At 67.9% G+C, this 15051-nt stretch carries 14 protein-coding genes; 5 read left to right on the forward strand and 9 right to left on the reverse strand.

Annotated elements, in window-relative coordinates; genetic code table 11:
- Nucleotides 1–62: 62 nt before the first annotated feature.
- From VG566_RS13335 to VG566_RS13350, 4 genes are all read right to left on the reverse strand, one after another.
- Nucleotides 63–455, reverse strand: coding sequence for a hypothetical protein (locus VG566_RS13335; RefSeq protein WP_049408881.1), 393 nt, complete (start codon nucleotides 453–455; stop codon nucleotides 63–65).
- A 166-nt stretch (nucleotides 456–621) separates the two neighbouring features.
- Nucleotides 622–1650: an alcohol dehydrogenase AdhP gene (gene adhP, locus VG566_RS13340; protein ID WP_014645423.1), complete on the reverse strand. Its 1029-nt coding sequence runs from the start codon at nucleotides 1648–1650 to the stop codon at nucleotides 622–624.
- 96 nt (nucleotides 1651–1746) lie between these two features.
- A complete protein-coding gene (eda, locus tag VG566_RS13345; protein WP_241884657.1) occupies nucleotides 1747–2385 on the reverse strand; it encodes a bifunctional 4-hydroxy-2-oxoglutarate aldolase/2-dehydro-3-deoxy-phosphogluconate aldolase in 639 nt (212 codons plus the stop codon).
- 117 nt (nucleotides 2386–2502) lie between these two features.
- On the reverse strand, nucleotides 2503–3093 hold the full coding sequence (locus VG566_RS13350) for a cysteine dioxygenase family protein (RefSeq protein WP_014645425.1): 591 nt from the start codon (nucleotides 3091–3093) through the stop codon (nucleotides 2503–2505).
- Between the two features lie 240 nt (nucleotides 3094–3333).
- Here VG566_RS13350 and VG566_RS13355 point away from each other — a divergent pair, with 240 nt between their 5' ends.
- Nucleotides 3334–4389 (forward strand): LacI family DNA-binding transcriptional regulator, encoded by a 1056-nt coding sequence (locus tag VG566_RS13355; protein ID WP_134967037.1) that lies wholly within the window; start codon nucleotides 3334–3336, stop codon nucleotides 4387–4389.
- 106 nt (nucleotides 4390–4495) lie between these two features.
- On the opposite strand, the gene phhA is transcribed toward VG566_RS13355, so the two are convergent.
- Nucleotides 4496–5389 (reverse strand): phenylalanine 4-monooxygenase, encoded by an 894-nt coding sequence (gene phhA / locus VG566_RS13360; RefSeq protein WP_032958411.1) that lies wholly within the window; start codon nucleotides 5387–5389, stop codon nucleotides 4496–4498.
- A gap of 125 nt (nucleotides 5390–5514) precedes the next feature.
- Between phhA and VG566_RS13365 the strand changes: the two genes are divergently transcribed.
- Nucleotides 5515–6000: an Lrp/AsnC family transcriptional regulator gene (locus tag VG566_RS13365; protein ID WP_049446786.1), complete on the forward strand. Its 486-nt coding sequence runs from the start codon at nucleotides 5515–5517 to the stop codon at nucleotides 5998–6000.
- Between the two features lie 39 nt (nucleotides 6001–6039).
- Here the strand turns inward: VG566_RS13365 and VG566_RS13370 are convergent, their stop codons facing one another.
- On the reverse strand, nucleotides 6040–7032 hold the full coding sequence (locus VG566_RS13370; protein WP_032958418.1) for a patatin-like phospholipase family protein: 993 nt from the start codon (nucleotides 7030–7032) through the stop codon (nucleotides 6040–6042).
- 204 nt (nucleotides 7033–7236) lie between these two features.
- The gene (locus VG566_RS13375; RefSeq protein WP_049442533.1) at nucleotides 7237–8256 is read right to left on the reverse strand and encodes a TIGR00266 family protein; all 1020 of its coding nucleotides are present in this window, start codon (nucleotides 8254–8256) and stop codon (nucleotides 7237–7239) included.
- A gap of 157 nt (nucleotides 8257–8413) precedes the next feature.
- Here VG566_RS13375 and VG566_RS13380 point away from each other — a divergent pair, with 157 nt between their 5' ends.
- Nucleotides 8414–10684 (forward strand): TonB-dependent receptor domain-containing protein, encoded by a 2271-nt coding sequence (locus VG566_RS13380; RefSeq protein WP_241884656.1) that lies wholly within the window; start codon nucleotides 8414–8416, stop codon nucleotides 10682–10684.
- A 171-nt stretch (nucleotides 10685–10855) separates the two neighbouring features.
- Here VG566_RS13380 and VG566_RS13385 read toward each other — a convergent pair whose 3' ends face one another.
- Entirely contained in the window at nucleotides 10856–11695 is an 840-nt protein-coding gene (locus VG566_RS13385) for an acid phosphatase (protein WP_049408886.1), read from the reverse strand.
- 259 nt (nucleotides 11696–11954) lie between these two features.
- On the opposite strand from VG566_RS13385, the gene VG566_RS13390 reads away from it, so the two are divergent.
- Nucleotides 11955–12833, forward strand: coding sequence for a hypothetical protein (locus VG566_RS13390; RefSeq protein WP_032962353.1), 879 nt, complete (start codon nucleotides 11955–11957; stop codon nucleotides 12831–12833).
- A gap of 11 nt (nucleotides 12834–12844) precedes the next feature.
- Nucleotides 12845–14047, forward strand: coding sequence for a DUF4785 domain-containing protein (locus tag VG566_RS13395; RefSeq protein ID WP_423172687.1), 1203 nt, complete (start codon nucleotides 12845–12847; stop codon nucleotides 14045–14047).
- 130 nt (nucleotides 14048–14177) lie between these two features.
- On the opposite strand, the gene VG566_RS13400 is transcribed toward VG566_RS13395, so the two are convergent.
- Entirely contained in the window at nucleotides 14178–14999 is an 822-nt protein-coding gene (locus tag VG566_RS13400) for an ABC transporter ATP-binding protein (protein WP_032962356.1), read from the reverse strand.
- Nucleotides 15000–15051: the final 52 nt, after the last annotated feature.

Consider the following 15051-nt stretch of genomic DNA (forward strand, 5'->3'; position numbering starts at 1 on the left):
CTGGCCGGCAACGGCAGGATGGCCGAGGTTGCCGGCCAGCGGCCGGCACTACCTGCATGCGCTCAGCGCGGATCGCGCGAGGCGCGGCGGCCGAACCACCAACCGGCCAGCAGTTGCAGCGGCAGCGATGTCAGCAGCGAAATGACGAACCAGAACGGGAAATCCGCACCGGCCGTCCACATCGCGTAGCCACAGCCCAGCGCGATCAGCGACCAGATCGAGAAGCCATGCGAACGCGGCCAGCAGGGGGCGTAATAGGTGGCAAAGGAAACGCCCGCGATGCCACCAAGAACGCTGAAGGTGAGGTCCCAGCCCAGCTGCACGCTGTTGTTGTCCGGCGACAGGCCCAGCAACGGGGGCAGCCAGCTGGCGACGCTGCTGACCAGCGCAAGCGACAGGACGCCGCCGATCAGGGCGACGATGGACAGGAACAGGGTCTTGAGCAGGCCGGGCATGCGCGCATTGTACGGCGGCCACAGAGTGCCCGCGTTGCCGGCCAGCGGCCGGCACTACCGAACCGCCTGGGGTTTGCCGGCCAGCGGCCGGCACTACCGATGAATCGGCATGGCCGCCGTGTCCGTGGGAGAGGGGGACGGAGCGACGGCGGCCATGCACGGGCGGTCAGGCAGCGAAGTCGAGTACCACGCGGCCCTCAATGGTGCCCGCGTGCATGCGCGCGAACACGTCGTTGATGTTCTCCAGGCGGTCGGTGCTGACCGTGGCCGCGACCTTGCCTTCGGCGGCGAACTGCAGCGACTCCTGCAGGTCCAGCCGGGTGCCGACGATCGAGCCGCGCACGGTGATGCCGTTGAGCACCATGCCGAAGATGTCCAGCGGGAAATTGCCGGGCGGCAGGCCGTTGAGCGAGACGGTGCCGCCACGGCGGACCATGCCCAGCGCCTGCTCGAACGCCTTCGGTGAGACCGCCGTGACCAGGGCGCCGTGCGCGCCGCCGATCTCCTTCCTGAGGAAGGCGGCCGGATCGGTGGTACGCGCGTTCACGGTGATCTGCGCGCCGAGCTGCCGGGCCAATGCCAGCTTGTTGTCGTCCACGTCCACCGCAGCCACGTTCAGGCCCATCGCACGGGCGTACTGCACCGCCATGTGGCCCAGGCCACCGATGCCGGAAATCGCCACCCAGTCGCCGGGCTTGGTGTCGGTGACCTTCAGGCCCTTGTAGACGGTCACGCCGGCGCACAGCACCGGTGCGATCTCGACGAAGCCCACATCCTTCGGAAGCAGGCCGACATAGTTGGCATCGGCCAGTGCGTACTCGGCGAAGCCGCCGTTGACCGAGTAACCGGTATTGCGCTGTGTCTCGCACAGCGTTTCCCAGCCACCCAGGCAGTGTTCGCAATGGCCACACGCCGAGTACAACCAGGGGATGCCGACCCTGTCGCCTTCCTTGACGTGCCCTACCCCGCCTCCCACGGCCACGACGTGCCCCACGCCCTCGTGGCCGGGGATGAACGGCGGGTTCGGTTTCACCGGCCAGTCGCCCTCGGCGGCGTGCAGGTCGGTGTGGCAGACGCCACAGGCCTCGATCCTGACCAGTACCTCGCCCGCCCCCGGGCGTGGTACCGAGACTTCCTCGATCACCAGTGGCTTGCCGAACTCACGCACGACAGCGGCCTTCATGGTCGAATTCATGTTCGGATCTCCGTAGTGCGCTTGCCCACAGAATGACGCCGGCACGAGGCCGGCGCTTTGATCACGATCAAACCTTTGAAGATTCGCGGAGCAGGTTCAGCTGGCCAGCACGGACGCCTCGCGGGCCAGGCGTTCGATCGCCTCCCAGTCGCGGGTCTGCAGCAGTGCCGGGGTGGTCAGCCACGAACCGCCCACGCACAGCACGTTGGGCAGGTGCAGGAACTGCGGTGCGGTCTGCGCACTGATGCCGCCGGTCGGGCAGAAGCGCACATCGGCGAGCGGACCGTGCCAGGCGGCCAGTAGCGCGGCGCCGCCGGCCTGTACCGCCGGGAAGAACTTGAAGGTGTCCTGGCCATGCTCCAGGCCCAGGATCAGGTCCGAGGCGGTGGCGGCACCGGGCAGGTACGGCAGGTCGGCATCACGCGCGGCCGCATACAACGCCGGCGTGGCACCGGGGGACACCGCGAAGCGCGCGCCGGCCTGCTTTGCTGCCTGCATCTGCGCGGCGTCGAGTACGGTGCCGGCACCGATCACCGCGTCCGGCACGGCCTCCACCATCGCCTTGATCGCATCCAGCGCCTGCGGCGTGCGCAGCGTCACCTCGATTACCGGCAAGCCGCCGCGGAACAGTGCCTGGGCGACGTCGACCGCTTCATTCACATCTTCGGGGGTGTACACCGGGATCACCGGTGCCAGCTTCAACAGCGCGCGCAGGCGCGGATCAGCGCTGGACATGGTCTTGCTCCTTGCCCGACGGGGCATCGCGGATCGCCGCCGGGTACGGCAGCGCAGCGGCGCATGATGCCACGTGGCTCACGAAGGTGCTGGCAGCGTCGCCCCGCCCTGCCCCGGTCAGGCCGGGTCGGCCTGCAGTGCCTGGATGCGGCGCTGGTACCAGTCGCCACCGAGCGGGTCGAACACCGCCGAGCGTTCCATCTGCGACTCGTACACGTGCACAGAAATCGCCAATGCGTCGTCGCTGGCGTTGCGCAGGGTGTGGTACTCGTGCGGCGGGATCAGGCTGCCGGCGCTGCCGCAGCCTCCGCGCAGCGTGGCGTGGCGGTGGAAACGCCAGCGCTCGCCGGCGCGCTCCAGCAGCTCGTAACGGGTGATCTCCAGTTCGCCCAACCACACTCCCTCCACACACCACATGGCATCGTGGTCGTGCAGCGGCGTGCCCTGCCCTGGGCCCCAGCTCATGGCGATCACGCTGTAGCCGTGTTCGCGGCTGTGGTACAGCGGACGTCGCGCGTAATGATCACTGACCGGCCGATGCACGCATTCGGGCAATTCGATGCGGCTGTCGGTTATGGCTTCCTGCAGCGCCAGCTGCAGGTCGGCGGTGATGCGCCCGGCATCACCGGCGGTCACCGCCGCGTCGACCGCAGCGATCAACCGGTCGCGGCCACGGAACGGCGGAAACGGAGAGGTCTGCAGGTCCATGCACCTGACTGTAGCGGAGCATGGTTAAGGGAATGTTGGCGTTCGCGCGCGTCGCGTCCGCATTCAGGGTGAACACGCGCAGAAGAACGGTTCAGATGCAGAGACACTAGAGCGATCACAAGGGAACCTCGCGCAGCAAAACGTGTCGAACACGACGCGATTCAGATCCGCTGCGACGTTCCGCAACTTCGCATCCGACGGGTGCAAGGCTAGAATTCTCCGACTTACCTGGTTCTATACATGTCAGTGCGAAATATGAGCGATGCCGCGTTGCCGGCATCGAAAGGCAAGGCTGCCACGATCAACGACATCGCACGACTGTCGGGAGTTTCCAAGAAAACGGTTTCAAGAATCATCAACAACTCGCCGCTGGTGCGCAAAGACACCCGCGACAAGGTCGAGGCGTTGATGCGCGAGGTCGGTTATGTGCCCGACCCGCTGGCGCGCGGACTCGCGTTCCGCCGCTCCTTCCTGATCGGGCTGGTGTACGACGACCCCGGCGCCCAATGCATTGTCGACCTGCAGCACGGCGCGCTGGAAGCGCTGCGCGGCACCGGCTATGAGCTGGTGGTGCACCCGTGCAACAGCCAGGATCCGGACTGTGCGGACGGCGTGCGCCGCTTCGTGCAGCAGCAGAAGCTGCATGGGGTGATCCTCGGCCCGCGTGCATCCGAATCGGTTGCACTCGCGCAGATGCTGGACGACATCGACTGCCGCTACGTGCGGATCAACGCGCATGCGTCGGAAGAAGACGTGCAGGCGGTGGTCACCCACGATCGCGATGGCGCGGCAGCAGCAGCGGGCTACCTGCTCTCGCTCGGCCACCGCGACATCGCGGTGATTGCCGGTCCCGGTGACCGGCGCGCTGCCCGCGAGCGGACCCACGGCTTCCTTGAACGGCTGGCGCAGGTCGGCCTGACCCTGCCGGGCGAGCGCGTGCTGGAAGCGGGCGACACCTTCGAGTCCGGCGTGCATGCCGCCGAACGCCTGCTGATGGGCGGACAACGCCCCAGTGCGATCTTCACCGGCAACGACGAAATGGCCGCGGGCGTCTACCAGGTGGCATTGCGTGCGGGCATCGCGGTGCCGCAGCAGTTGTCGATCGTCAGTTACGACGACAGCCCGCTGGCGTCGCGGCTGTGGCCGCCGCTGACGTCGGTACGCCGCCACGTCTCCGACATCGGCCGCATGGCTGCCGCGATGCTGGTGCAGACCGACGTACCGGAGGCGCCGGCTGCGGCCAGCGTGCATCCGCAGCTGATGGTGCGCGGTTCCTGCCGGGCCGTGGACGGCTGAGTGTCCTGCCCTCGCCTGCGCCGTCGCGACAGAACGGTGCAGGCAACAACGAAAACGGCGCACCAGGGTGCGCCGTTTCCACTGCGAAGCGGTGTGCGTTACGCGCTTACACGTCGCCGCCGTCGGCCCAGCCTTCACCCGTGCCCTTCTGGAACACGCGGTCATCGCCCTGCACCTCGCCGGCCGGCAGATGCGCCTGGTCGGCCAGTGCCGCGTAGATCGGGGTGAAGTCCGGCGACGTCGCCTGCATCAGCTGTTCGAAGCTGTCGATGACGAAGTAGGTCTTCTGGAAGGTGTCGATGCGGTACTTGGTGCGCATGATCCGCTGCAGGTCGAAACCGATGCGGTTGGGCGCGGGCGATTCCAGCGAGTACAGCGACTCGCCCTTCGACGACACGATGCCGGCGCCGTAGATGCGCAGGCCGTCGGGCGTATCGATCAGGCCGAACTCCACCGTGTACCAGTACAGGCGGGTCAGGTTCTGCAGTGCATCCGGGCCGATCGCGTGGGCCTTGACGCCGCCACGGCCGTACGCCTCCATGTAGTCGGCGAACACCGGGTTCATCAGCAGCGGCACGTGGCCAAACAGGTCGTGGAACAGGTCCGGTTCGGCGATGTAGTCGATCTGGTCCGGGCGACGGATCCACCAGGTCACCGGGAAACGGCGGTTGGCCAGGTGGTCGAAGAAATCCAGTTCCGGCAGCAGGCCTTCAACGCCGACCAGGGTCCAGCCGGTGGCGGCGCCCAGTACTTCGTTGAGCTGGTCGAAGCGCGGAATCATGTGTGCGCTCATGCCCATCTCGTCCTGCGCGTCCAGGAACTCCTGGCAGGCGCGGCCGACCAGCAGTTCGCGCTGGCGCTGGTACAGCGTGCTCCAGGTGGCGTGGTCATCGGCGCTGTAGGTGTCCCACGGCTGCTCGACGAGCGCGGTGGTATACACCGGCACGTAGCCCTTGTCGGTCTGCTGGTGTTCGACGCGGCGGGGCTGGGCGAGGTCCATGGGGCACTCCTTGACGGGATACCCACGATGCTAGGGCAGGGCGCGCGCAACAGGGTTGCAAAAGTTGCGTCGATTGGCCTTGTTGGCGCAATATCCTTGCGTACTCACCATGTTGCGGGGCAACAATGGCCGGAGAAGTCCAGTTCGATCGCACGGATATACGTCTACTGGCTGAAATCCAGCGGGATGGGCGCGCCACCAACGCCGAGCTGGCGACACGGGTGAACCTCTCGCCCTCGGCCTGCCTGCGCCGCCTGCAGCGGCTGGAAAGCGAGGGCGTGATCGTCGGCTATGGCGCGCGGCTGGAACCGCGCCAGCTGCGCCTGGGCCTGCAGGCCTTCGTGCGCGTGCAACTGGAAAAGCATGACCAGGCCGCCATCGGCCACTTCGTGGACAGCGTGCAGGGCTGGGATGAAGTGGTGGCCTGCCATGCGCTGACCGGCGACATGGACTACCTGCTGCACGTCTACGTGCGCGACCTGGAGCACTTTTCGCACTTCCTGCTGGACCGGCTGCTCAACGCCGGCGGCGTGGCCGATGCCAATTCCAGCTTCGTGCTGCGCACGGTGAAGGGTTTCCAGGCGTTGCCGTTGTCGCAGCTGGAGCCCTGAGCAGCCACCAGGCGTGCCCGGTGGCCTGGCATCAATGGATCAGCACTTGTCCTTGCGACCCATCAGCTTGCCCAGGCGCGAGGCTTCCTCGCACTTTGGTGCGGCCACCGGCGCGGGTGCCGCCGCGGCGGCGCGCGCGCGCTGCAACTGCTGGATCTTCGCGCGGATCTGCGGCATGGCCGCCATTGCGGCCTTCTCGCCTTCCAGGATCGCGGTGCCGCGCTGGCTGAAATCGGCGGCGCCGATGTCCAGTACCTTCGGACGGATGACGATGTCGGCGCGCGCCAGCTCCTGCTCGCCCAGGCGCTGGCCCATGATCGAGATGGACTGGTTGACGATGCCCAGCATGTCCGTCGGTGCCTTGCCGCTGGCCTTGCTGGAGATGTCCACGGCGATCACGAAGTCGGCGCCGAGCTGGCGCGCGGCGTCCACCGGCACCGGGCTGACCACGCCGCCGTCGATATAGTTGCGGCCGCCGATCTTCACCGGCTCGAACACACCGGGGATGCTGCTCGACGCGCGCACCGCCTGGCCGACGTTGCCGCGCACGAAGATCGCGCGCTCGCCCGTTTCCAGCTGGGTGGCAACGGCGGCGAACGGTTTCTTCAGGCGCTCGGCGGGACGGTTGGCGACCTGCTCGTTGACGTAGTCCTGCAGCTTCTGGCCCTGCACCAGGCCACCGGAGAACAGGCGTACGTCGCGGATGCTGGCTTCGTCCAGCGCGACTGCCTTGCTCTGCATCTGGAAGGCGTCCATGCCGCTGGCGTACAGCGCACCGACCACGCTGCCGGCGCTGGTGCCGGAGACCACGGCCGGCTCGAAGCCGTTGGCTTCCAGCATCTTGATCACGCCGATGTGCGCGAAGCCCTTGGCCGCGCCGCCACCGAGGGCGATGCCGATCCTGATCGGCTTGGCCTGCGGCACCACGGTCGGTGCCGGCGGCGGCGTGGGGCGGACCGGGTCGCCACCGCAGCCGGCCAGCAGGCCGATCAGGGCGACGGACAGCAGCATGCGGGGGCGGAACAGGCTCATCGGCAGTGCGCTCGCGGCGCTGGATTCAGGAAAGGGCGCCAGCATACCGAAGCCGTGGCGGGGCGGGCAGGGTGGGGGGAACTCCCTATTCAGCAAAAAAAACGTGAATCGCTTCTGGTGGGTGCGGACCTTGGTCCGCACAAATGCCTGGTCGCGCGCTGAAGGAATGTGCCAACCAAGGTTGGCACCTACCAAATGAGTGGGTCAGAACCGGTTGTCACCATCCAGCATCCGGCCCAGGCCGCCCAGCACCGAGCCTTCGCCGCGGCTCTGGCCGCCGCCCTGCGGTGCGGCCATCCACATGCGGCCGGCCAGGCGCGAGAACGGCAGCGACTGAAGCCAGACCTTGCCGGGGCCGGTCAGCGTGGCCAGGAACACGCCTTCGCCGCCGAACAGCATGCTCTTGATGCCGGCCACCCGGCGCACGTCCATGTCCACGCTGGAGTGGTAGGCCACCACGCAGCCGGTATCCACGTCCAGGCGCTCGCCGGCGGCCAGCTCGCGCTCGATCACGCAGCCACCGGCGTGGATGAACACCCAGCCGTCGCCTTCCAGCTTCTGCATGATGAAGCCCTCGCCGCCGAACAGGCCGGTCATGATCCTGCGCTGGAACTGCACGCCGATCTGCACGCCGCGCGCGCCGGCCAGGAAGCTGTCCTTCTGGCAGATCAGGCGGCCGCCGTGCTGGTCCAGTTTCATCGCCAGCACCGTGCCGGGGTAGGGCGCGGCGAAGGCGACCTTGCCCTTGCCATGCCCGCTCTGGGTGTAGACGGTGGCGAACAGGCTCTCGCCGGTCAGCACACGGCGGCCGGCGGCCATCACCTTGCCCATGAAGCCGCCCTGGTCACCGTTGGCAGCGCCAAACACCGTGTCCATCTGCACCGTGGCGTCCTTGAACATCAAGGCGCCGGCCTCGGCAATGGCGCTCTCGCCGGGGTCGAGCTCGATCTCCACGAACTGCATTTCATGGCCGACGATGCGGAACTCGATGTCGTCGGCGCGGCCGCTGGCGCCGGCGGGGACCGGGACCGGCGGCGGTGTGTTGGGCATGCCCGGGGCTGGAGCCTGCAGCTCGGCCACCTCGGCGATCGGCGTCCACCCGCTCATGCCCTGGCACCATGCCAGGGCGCGTGGATTGGCCTGCGCGTAGCGGCGTGCGGCCCCGTCATCAAGCGGGCCGATGCGCTCGGCCTGGGCGGAGGCATGGAAGTACCACTGGGTCATGGCGGCGGGTCCGTCGCGTGGAAACCCCGAGTCTAGCGAGCGCCCGGGGGTGCCGGCGACGGGGCCATGAACGGCGGGCATTTGCGGCGTAGGTGCTGTATTGCAACAATTATCTGGTAGCGCCGTTTTACCACCCCTCCAAACACAGCCTACCGCCATGTCCCCGACCCGCACTTCCCGTGGCCGATTTCCGGTCGCGCGCCCCCTCGTTGCCGCTCTTTCCGCCCTGCTGCCGCTGGTAGCAGCCGCCCAGGAAACCCCCGCTGCCAAGGATCCGGTTGCCCTCGACGCCCTGCAGGTGACCGCGCAGCGCCGTGTCGAGAACGCCAAGGACGTGCCGGTCGCGCTCTCCGCGATCCAGGGCGAGAAGCTGGATGTGCTCGGTTCGGCCGGCGATGACATCCGTTTCCTGGCCGCACGCGTGCCCAGCCTCAACATCGAGTCGTCCTACGGCCGTGCCTTCCCGCGCTTCTACATCCGCGGCCTGGGCAACACCGACTTCGACCTCAATGCGTCGCAGCCGGTTTCGCTGGTGTACGACGACGTGGTGCAGGAAAGCCCGCTGCTGAAGGGCTTCCCGCTGTTCGACCTGGCCAACGTGGAAGTGCTGCGTGGTCCGCAGGGCACGCTGTTCGGCCGCAACACCCCGGCCGGCGTGGTCAAGTTCGATTCGGCGCGTCCGTCGCAGGATGCCGATGGCTACATCCGCGTCGGCTACGGCAGCTACAACAGCTGGAACGTACAGGGCGCCTACGGCGGCCCGCTGACCGATCGCTGGTCGGCACGCGTCTCGGCGATCTACCAGCGCCGCGATGACTGGGTCGACAACACCCGCGTCGGCGCTCCCAACAGTGGCTTCGAAGGCTATGACGAAGCCGCCGGCCGCGTGCAGTTCCTGTACGAAGGCGATGACTTCGAAGCGCTGTTCAACCTGCACAAGCGCAAGCTCAATGGCACCGCCCGCCTGTTCCGCGCCAACATCATCGAGAAGGGTGGCAACTCGCTGGTCGAGAACTTCGACCGCGACAAGGTGGCCAACGACGGCGTCAACTTCTCCGACCTGAAGACCTGGGGTGGCAGCGCGCGCCTGCAGTGGAACCTCGGCTCGGTGACGCTGCACTCGATCACCGGCTACGAAACCGCCGAATCGCTCAACCGCGGTGACATCGACGGTGGCTACGGCGCGGCGTTCCTTGGCGCCGGCAACTACGGCCCCGGCCTGATTCCGTTCTCGTCGGAGTCGGCTGACGGCCTGCCGCATCACCGCCAGTGGACGCAGGAAGTCCGCATCGAGTCCAACGAGTGGGGCCGCTTCGACTGGCAGGCCGGCGTCTTCTACTTCGATGAAGACGTGACCATCAACAACTTCAACTACGACTCGCTGGCCCCGGCCAATCCGCAGACCGGCCACGTGGTGCAGAACCAGCGCAACAAGGCCTGGGCGGTGTTCGCCTCGGGTGACTTCGATGTCACCGACCGCTTCAAGCTGCGTGCCGGCGTGCGCTACACCCAGGACAAGAAGGACTTCAGCGCCAGCGTGCTGCAGGCCGTTCCGTTCGGCACCCCGGTCAGTGGCCCGTACCTGGCCAACACCGACGTCAACGACGTCAGCTGGGACCTCAGCGGCGTCTACAAGCTGACCGACGACATCAACGCCTATGCCCGTGTGGCCAAGGGCTTCCGCGCGCCGTCGATCCAGGGCCGCCTGGCCTTCGCGCCGGGCCTGTCGCAGGCCGATTCGGAGAAGGTGATCTCGTACGAGGCCGGCATCAAGGCCGACCTGTTCGAGCGCCGCGCGCGCCTGGGCCTGAGCGTGTTCCGCTACAACGTCGATGGCCAGCAGCTGATCGCGGTGGGCGGCAGCAACAACACCGCCACCCTGCTCAACGCCGACAAGACCATCGGCCAGGGCGTCGAGCTGGACCTGGAGGCCTACCTGGCCGACAACGTCCTGCTGACCTTCGGCAGCAGCTACAACGACACCGAGATCAAGGACAAGAACCTGGCGGTGGCGATCTGCGGCGGTGGCTGCACCATCACCGACCCGACCACGGTGATCAACGGCCAGACCTATGCGCTGGTGAACGGCAACCCGCTGCCGCAGGCGCCGAAGTGGATCCACAACGCGACCCTGCGCGTGGGCTTCCCGCTCAGCGATGGCAGCGAGCTGTACGCCTACACCGACTGGGCCTACCGCAGTGCGGTGAACTTCTTCATCTACGAGTCGCCGGAATTCCGCGGCCGTAGTTCGCTGGAAGGCGGCCTGCGCCTGGGCTACAACTGGGATTACGGCCAGTACGACGTGGCGGTGTTCGGTCGCAACCTGACCAACCAGACCCGCGTGGTCGGCGCGATCGACTTCAACAACCTGACCGGCTTCCTCAACGAGCCGCGTACCTGGGGCGTGGAGTTCACCGCGAAGTTCTGATGCGGTGGCTGCGTTGATGCAATGCAGAAGGGCCGGCGCAATGCCGGCCCTTCTGCTGTGCGGGGTCAGAGCCCTTCCCTGCGGAAAGGGATCCGACCCCGATGGGGTCGGCATTCCGCGCCGGGGTCAGATCCCTTTCCGCAGGGAAGGGCTCTGACCCCGAACCATCACTTACAGCGCGCTCTGCGGGCGCACCTTCAGCACCGCATTCTCGGTGGCGCAGTCGCGGCTGGAGTGCCGACCGGCCTTGCGCGCCGCCTCGATCTCCTTGCGTGCGGCCAGCAGGTCCTTGTTGAAGGCAGCGTTGTCATGCAGGCGGGCCACGGCGGCCGCGCCCATGAAGCGGCCTTCGAGGATGTCGCTCTGCCAGTGCACGTTGCACACCAGGCGGCTCTCGCCGTAGTTGCGGCCGCGGGCCTGGATGGCATCGGCGCGGTCCGGCGCGATCTCCGACAGGATCAGGGCCCAGGCCCAGCCGATCGAGGTGTGGCCGGACGGATAGGAACCGTTCTTGCGCAGGCCGTCCTCGTCCTTCGGCGAGCAGGTCGGCTCACCGTTGACCATGAACGGGCGCGGGCGCTGGTAGTGGTTCTTGGCCGCCTTGGTGGCGGCGCTGGCGTCGATCCGGCTGCGCTCCAGCAGTCGGTACAGCGCCGGGGTCTTCACTGCATCGACGTCGATGTCGGCGGCGCAGGAGAAGTGGTTGGCGCCTTCGGGGAAGCCGAGTTCCGCATCGACGCCGGCCTGGGCGAAGCGCGGGCTGCCACGCAGCGCGCGGGCTTCACGGCTGACCTGTTCGTCCAGGGCGAGGGCGGCCGAACCGGCCGCCGGTGGTGCCGGCACCAGGTCCAGGCTGGCCGGAACCGCGCTCGTGTCCAGATAGCCCACCGCCTTGGTGGTGATGTTGGCTTCGACGGCGGTCGGCTTGCTGGCGGTGGCTGCGCAGCCAGCCAGGACCGCGACAACGGTGAGACCGAGCAGTGGGCGGGCGGTGTGGGAAATCAGCGACATGGACGGCTCCAGAGGAAAAACATCGCGTCATGATCGCAGCCCGTATGCGACACCGCAGTGGCCATCGGTCATACGGCCAGACCCGGCATGGTCATCGGGGCAGTATGAAAAACGTCATCGAGTGTCGTCAGTCTCCTGAATCCGGGCGCAGCGCACGGACTTTCACGCGCCTGCGCCGCGAGCATCGACACAACGGTGGTCGAGAGGCCGTCCAGTTCCAGCCGGGTCGGGGGGATCCACTGACAGAGGGAGAGAAGCGATGCGCAGCACCGCAACAGGAAGTACCGTCCTGGCCCTGCTCCTCGGGCTGGCAACCGCCCCGGCGCAGGCCGCCGACGTGGTCGGCGTGGCCTTCGTGCATGGCACCGGCGCGCAGACCAATGCCACCCAGGACTACTGGCAGCCGGCGATCATCGACACCGTGCGCCAGGGTCTGCCGAACAGCAGCAACTACGTCGTCATCAACTGTGACTTCACCCAGTACATGTGGAAACCGGAAGCGGCCGGTTGCCTGGCCAACCAGCTGACCGGCTTCATCGACAGCCGTGGCATCACCCAGCTGGTGGTGATCACCCACTCCAACGGCGGCAATGTGATGCGCTGGATCCTGTCCAACCCGACCTACGACAGCCGCTATCCGAAGATCATCCGCACGGTGCGCAAGGTCAATGCACTGGCTCCGTCCTCGGCGGGCACGCCGCTGGCCGATGCGGTGCTCAACGGCAATACCTTCGAAACGTCGCTGGGCTGGCTGCTGGGCTACAAGAACGACGCGGTACGCCAGCAGCAGGTGGCGAGCATGGCCACCTACAACGCGCAGAACCTGTACGGCACGGCCGGTCGCCCGGCGCTGCCCAAACCGTTCCGTGCGGTGGTCGGCAGCGATGTGGAATCGGCGGTGTGGGACAGCAACAGTTACTGCGGTGGCTACGCCGCCAATGTCGGCCTGGAGTTCACCCAGAACTGGCTGTCGTCCTGCTCCGATGGCTTCCTGGAGTGCAGCAGCCAGAAGGCTGCCGGCACCACCTGGTTCACCGACAAGGCACGCACCCAGGGCGCCGAACCACTCAGCCACAACCAGAGCCGGCGCGAGTGCTTCGGCCTCGGCACCCTGCTGCGCAACGACCTGAACCAGTGAGGGAGATGACCATGACGAACCATTCCACCCTGCTGGCCAGTGCTTTGCTGGCCGTGCTGTCCCTTTCCGCAGCGCAGGCCGCGCAGCCGCTGCAGGCCGCCCGCGCGGGCGATCAGGTGCCTGCCGCACTGGTGGCCGCGCCGCTGCCCGCCGATGAAAGCGAGCACGCGCCGCTGTCCTTTGCCTGGGCGCTGGACCCGGCACAACCGCTGCAGGCGGCCACGCCGTATGCCTCGTTCAGCCGCAGCTACTGGCAGCAGGTCGATGGCACGCAGCTGCAACGCGGCCTGGACCTGCCGCTGACGGCGCCCGATGCGGTGATCCAGCTGAGCCCGGCCGCAGGTGCCCGCGCGCTGCCTGCCAACACCCTGCAGGTGCGCGACCCGGCCGGCCGCAGCAGCGTGGCCCGCAGTGTCGATGCGCGCGCGCTGCAGGATGCCGGCATGCCGGTGAGTGATGGCAGCAGCATGCTGCGCACCGGCGCGACCAGTTCGGCCGGTGCGTACACGCTGCAGAGCACGCAGGCGCAGGGCCGCTATGTGGTGCAGGTGCTTGAGCCGAACAGCCCGCTGCGGCTGGAAGTGCAGGCCAACCAGGCGCAGGTGCTGGCTGGTGGCAACGTGCAGCTGCAGGCACGCCTGCTGGAAGACGGCGCCACCACCGCGCAGCTGGCATCGCGCCGTGGCGGCCTGGGCGGTGAAGCCCTGCTGGTCGCACCGGATGGCCGCAGCTGGCCGCAGCGCCTGCTGCGCACCACCGACGGCAGCCTGCGCGCGCAGGTGCGCATCCCCGCCGATCTCGGCAGCGTGCAGGGGCTGTGGGAACTGCAGGTGTTTGCCCAGGCCGATGGCGTGCCGCGCGACGGCAAGGTGGCTTTCGCGGTGGCACGGCCGACCGCGCGCTTCAGTGGCCAGGCGGCACCGGATCCGTCCAGCCGCCAGGTGGCACTGCCGCTGCAGGTGGCCGCCGCTGGCCGCTACGAAGCACGCGGCACGCTGTACGCCACGGCCCGCGATGGCCAGTTGAAGCCGGTCGCGCAGGCACATGCGGCGGCGTGGTTCGATGGCCCCGGTGCAGGCCAGCTGGTGCTGCCGTTCGACCAGGCCGCATTGCCGGCCGGTTTCGGTGCGCCGTACGAACTGCGCGACCTGCAGCTGCAGGACCAGAGCCGGATGGCACCGATCGAGTCGCGCGCGCTGGCGTTGCGGTTCTGAGCACGGCGGTGGCGGGCCGGGATATCCGGCCCGCTGCATTGCATCCTGTAGAGCCGAGCCGATGCCCGGCTGCTGTTTGTCGTGATCAGGAGCAGCCGAGCATCGGCTCGGCTCTACAGTGGCATGTCGATCACCCCGCGTACGCGGTCAGCCGGCCTTCCTGCTCGCATACGGTGATCGCGCCGCCGAACACCGCCGACAGCGGTTCGTTGCGCAGCAGCTCGGCGCGGGTGCCGTCGGCCAGTACGCGACCATCGCGCAGCAGCACCACGCGCTCGATCTCGGGAATGATCTCTTCGATGTGGTGGGTCACCAGCACCAGGGTGATGCCCTGCTGCGCCAGCACCCGCATGGTCGCCACCAGCTGCTCGCGCGCGACCAGGTCCAGCCCGGTGGAGGGTTCGTCCAGCAGCAGTGCCTGCGGTCGATTGACCAGCGCGCGGGCGATCAGCACGCGGCGGGTCTCGCCGGCCGACAGCTCGGCATAGGCGCGCTCGCGCAGCGTCAGGGCGCCGGTCATCGCCAGCGTTTCACCGACGCGTGCACGCATGTCGGCGGTCACCTCGCGGAAGGCCGGCACCACGTAGCTGGCGAAGAAGCCGGACAGCACCGCCTGTTCCACGGTCAGGCCGGGCATGTCGGCCAGGTTGCTGCTGAGGTCGCCGGTGACGATGCCCAGCTGCGAGCGCAGCCGGTCCACCTGCCAGCGGTTCTGGCCCAGCACCTTCACCGCCACCGTGCCGTCGCCCTGCGCCAGTGGATACAGTTCGCGGGTGATCAGCTTGATGAAGGTGGACTTGCCGCAGCCGTTGGGGCCGAGCAGGGCGGTGTGCTGGCCCTGCGCGATGCGCAGGCTGAGCCCGTGCAGCACCTTCACCTGGCCGCGCACCACGGTGGCGCGGTCCAGTTCGATCAAGGGGGGCAGCTCCGCGACGGGCGGGGCGGCGGTCATGGCGCTGGCGCGTGGATCAAGGCTCGACAACTCAGGTCCCCAACTGTGAACG

It is taken from the genome of Stenotrophomonas sp. CASM114, assembly GCF_049384325.1.
Lineage (GTDB): Bacteria > Pseudomonadota > Gammaproteobacteria > Xanthomonadales > Xanthomonadaceae > Stenotrophomonas > Stenotrophomonas muris.

What these genes read in the sequence shown, in the direction of transcription:
- VG566_RS13335 (WP_049408881.1), bottom strand. Translation starts at nt 455, where the DNA reads ATGCCCGGCCTGCTCAAGACCCTGTTCCTGTCCATCGTCGCCCTGATC.
- adhP (WP_014645423.1), bottom strand. Translation starts at nt 1,650, where the DNA reads ATGAATTCGACCATGAAGGCCGCTGTCGTGCGTGAGTTCGGCAAGCCA.
- eda (WP_241884657.1), bottom strand. Translation starts at nt 2,385, where the DNA reads ATGTCCAGCGCTGATCCGCGCCTGCGCGCGCTGTTGAAGCTGGCACCG.
- VG566_RS13350 (WP_014645425.1), bottom strand. Translation starts at nt 3,093, where the DNA reads ATGGACCTGCAGACCTCTCCGTTTCCGCCGTTCCGTGGCCGCGACCGG.
- VG566_RS13355 (WP_134967037.1), top strand. Translation starts at nt 3,334, where the DNA reads ATGTCAGTGCGAAATATGAGCGATGCCGCGTTGCCGGCATCGAAAGGC.
- phhA (WP_032958411.1), bottom strand. Translation starts at nt 5,389, where the DNA reads ATGGACCTCGCCCAGCCCCGCCGCGTCGAACACCAGCAGACCGACAAG.
- VG566_RS13365 (WP_049446786.1), top strand. Translation starts at nt 5,515, where the DNA reads ATGGCCGGAGAAGTCCAGTTCGATCGCACGGATATACGTCTACTGGCT.
- VG566_RS13370 (WP_032958418.1), bottom strand. Translation starts at nt 7,032, where the DNA reads ATGAGCCTGTTCCGCCCCCGCATGCTGCTGTCCGTCGCCCTGATCGGC.
- VG566_RS13375 (WP_049442533.1), bottom strand. Translation starts at nt 8,256, where the DNA reads ATGACCCAGTGGTACTTCCATGCCTCCGCCCAGGCCGAGCGCATCGGC.
- VG566_RS13380 (WP_241884656.1), top strand. Translation starts at nt 8,414, where the DNA reads ATGTCCCCGACCCGCACTTCCCGTGGCCGATTTCCGGTCGCGCGCCCC.
- VG566_RS13385 (WP_049408886.1), bottom strand. Translation starts at nt 11,695, where the DNA reads ATGTCGCTGATTTCCCACACCGCCCGCCCACTGCTCGGTCTCACCGTT.
- VG566_RS13390 (WP_032962353.1), top strand. Translation starts at nt 11,955, where the DNA reads ATGCGCAGCACCGCAACAGGAAGTACCGTCCTGGCCCTGCTCCTCGGG.
- VG566_RS13395 (WP_423172687.1), top strand. Translation starts at nt 12,845, where the DNA reads ATGACGAACCATTCCACCCTGCTGGCCAGTGCTTTGCTGGCCGTGCTG.
- VG566_RS13400 (WP_032962356.1), bottom strand. Translation starts at nt 14,999, where the DNA reads ATGACCGCCGCCCCGCCCGTCGCGGAGCTGCCCCCCTTGATCGAACTG.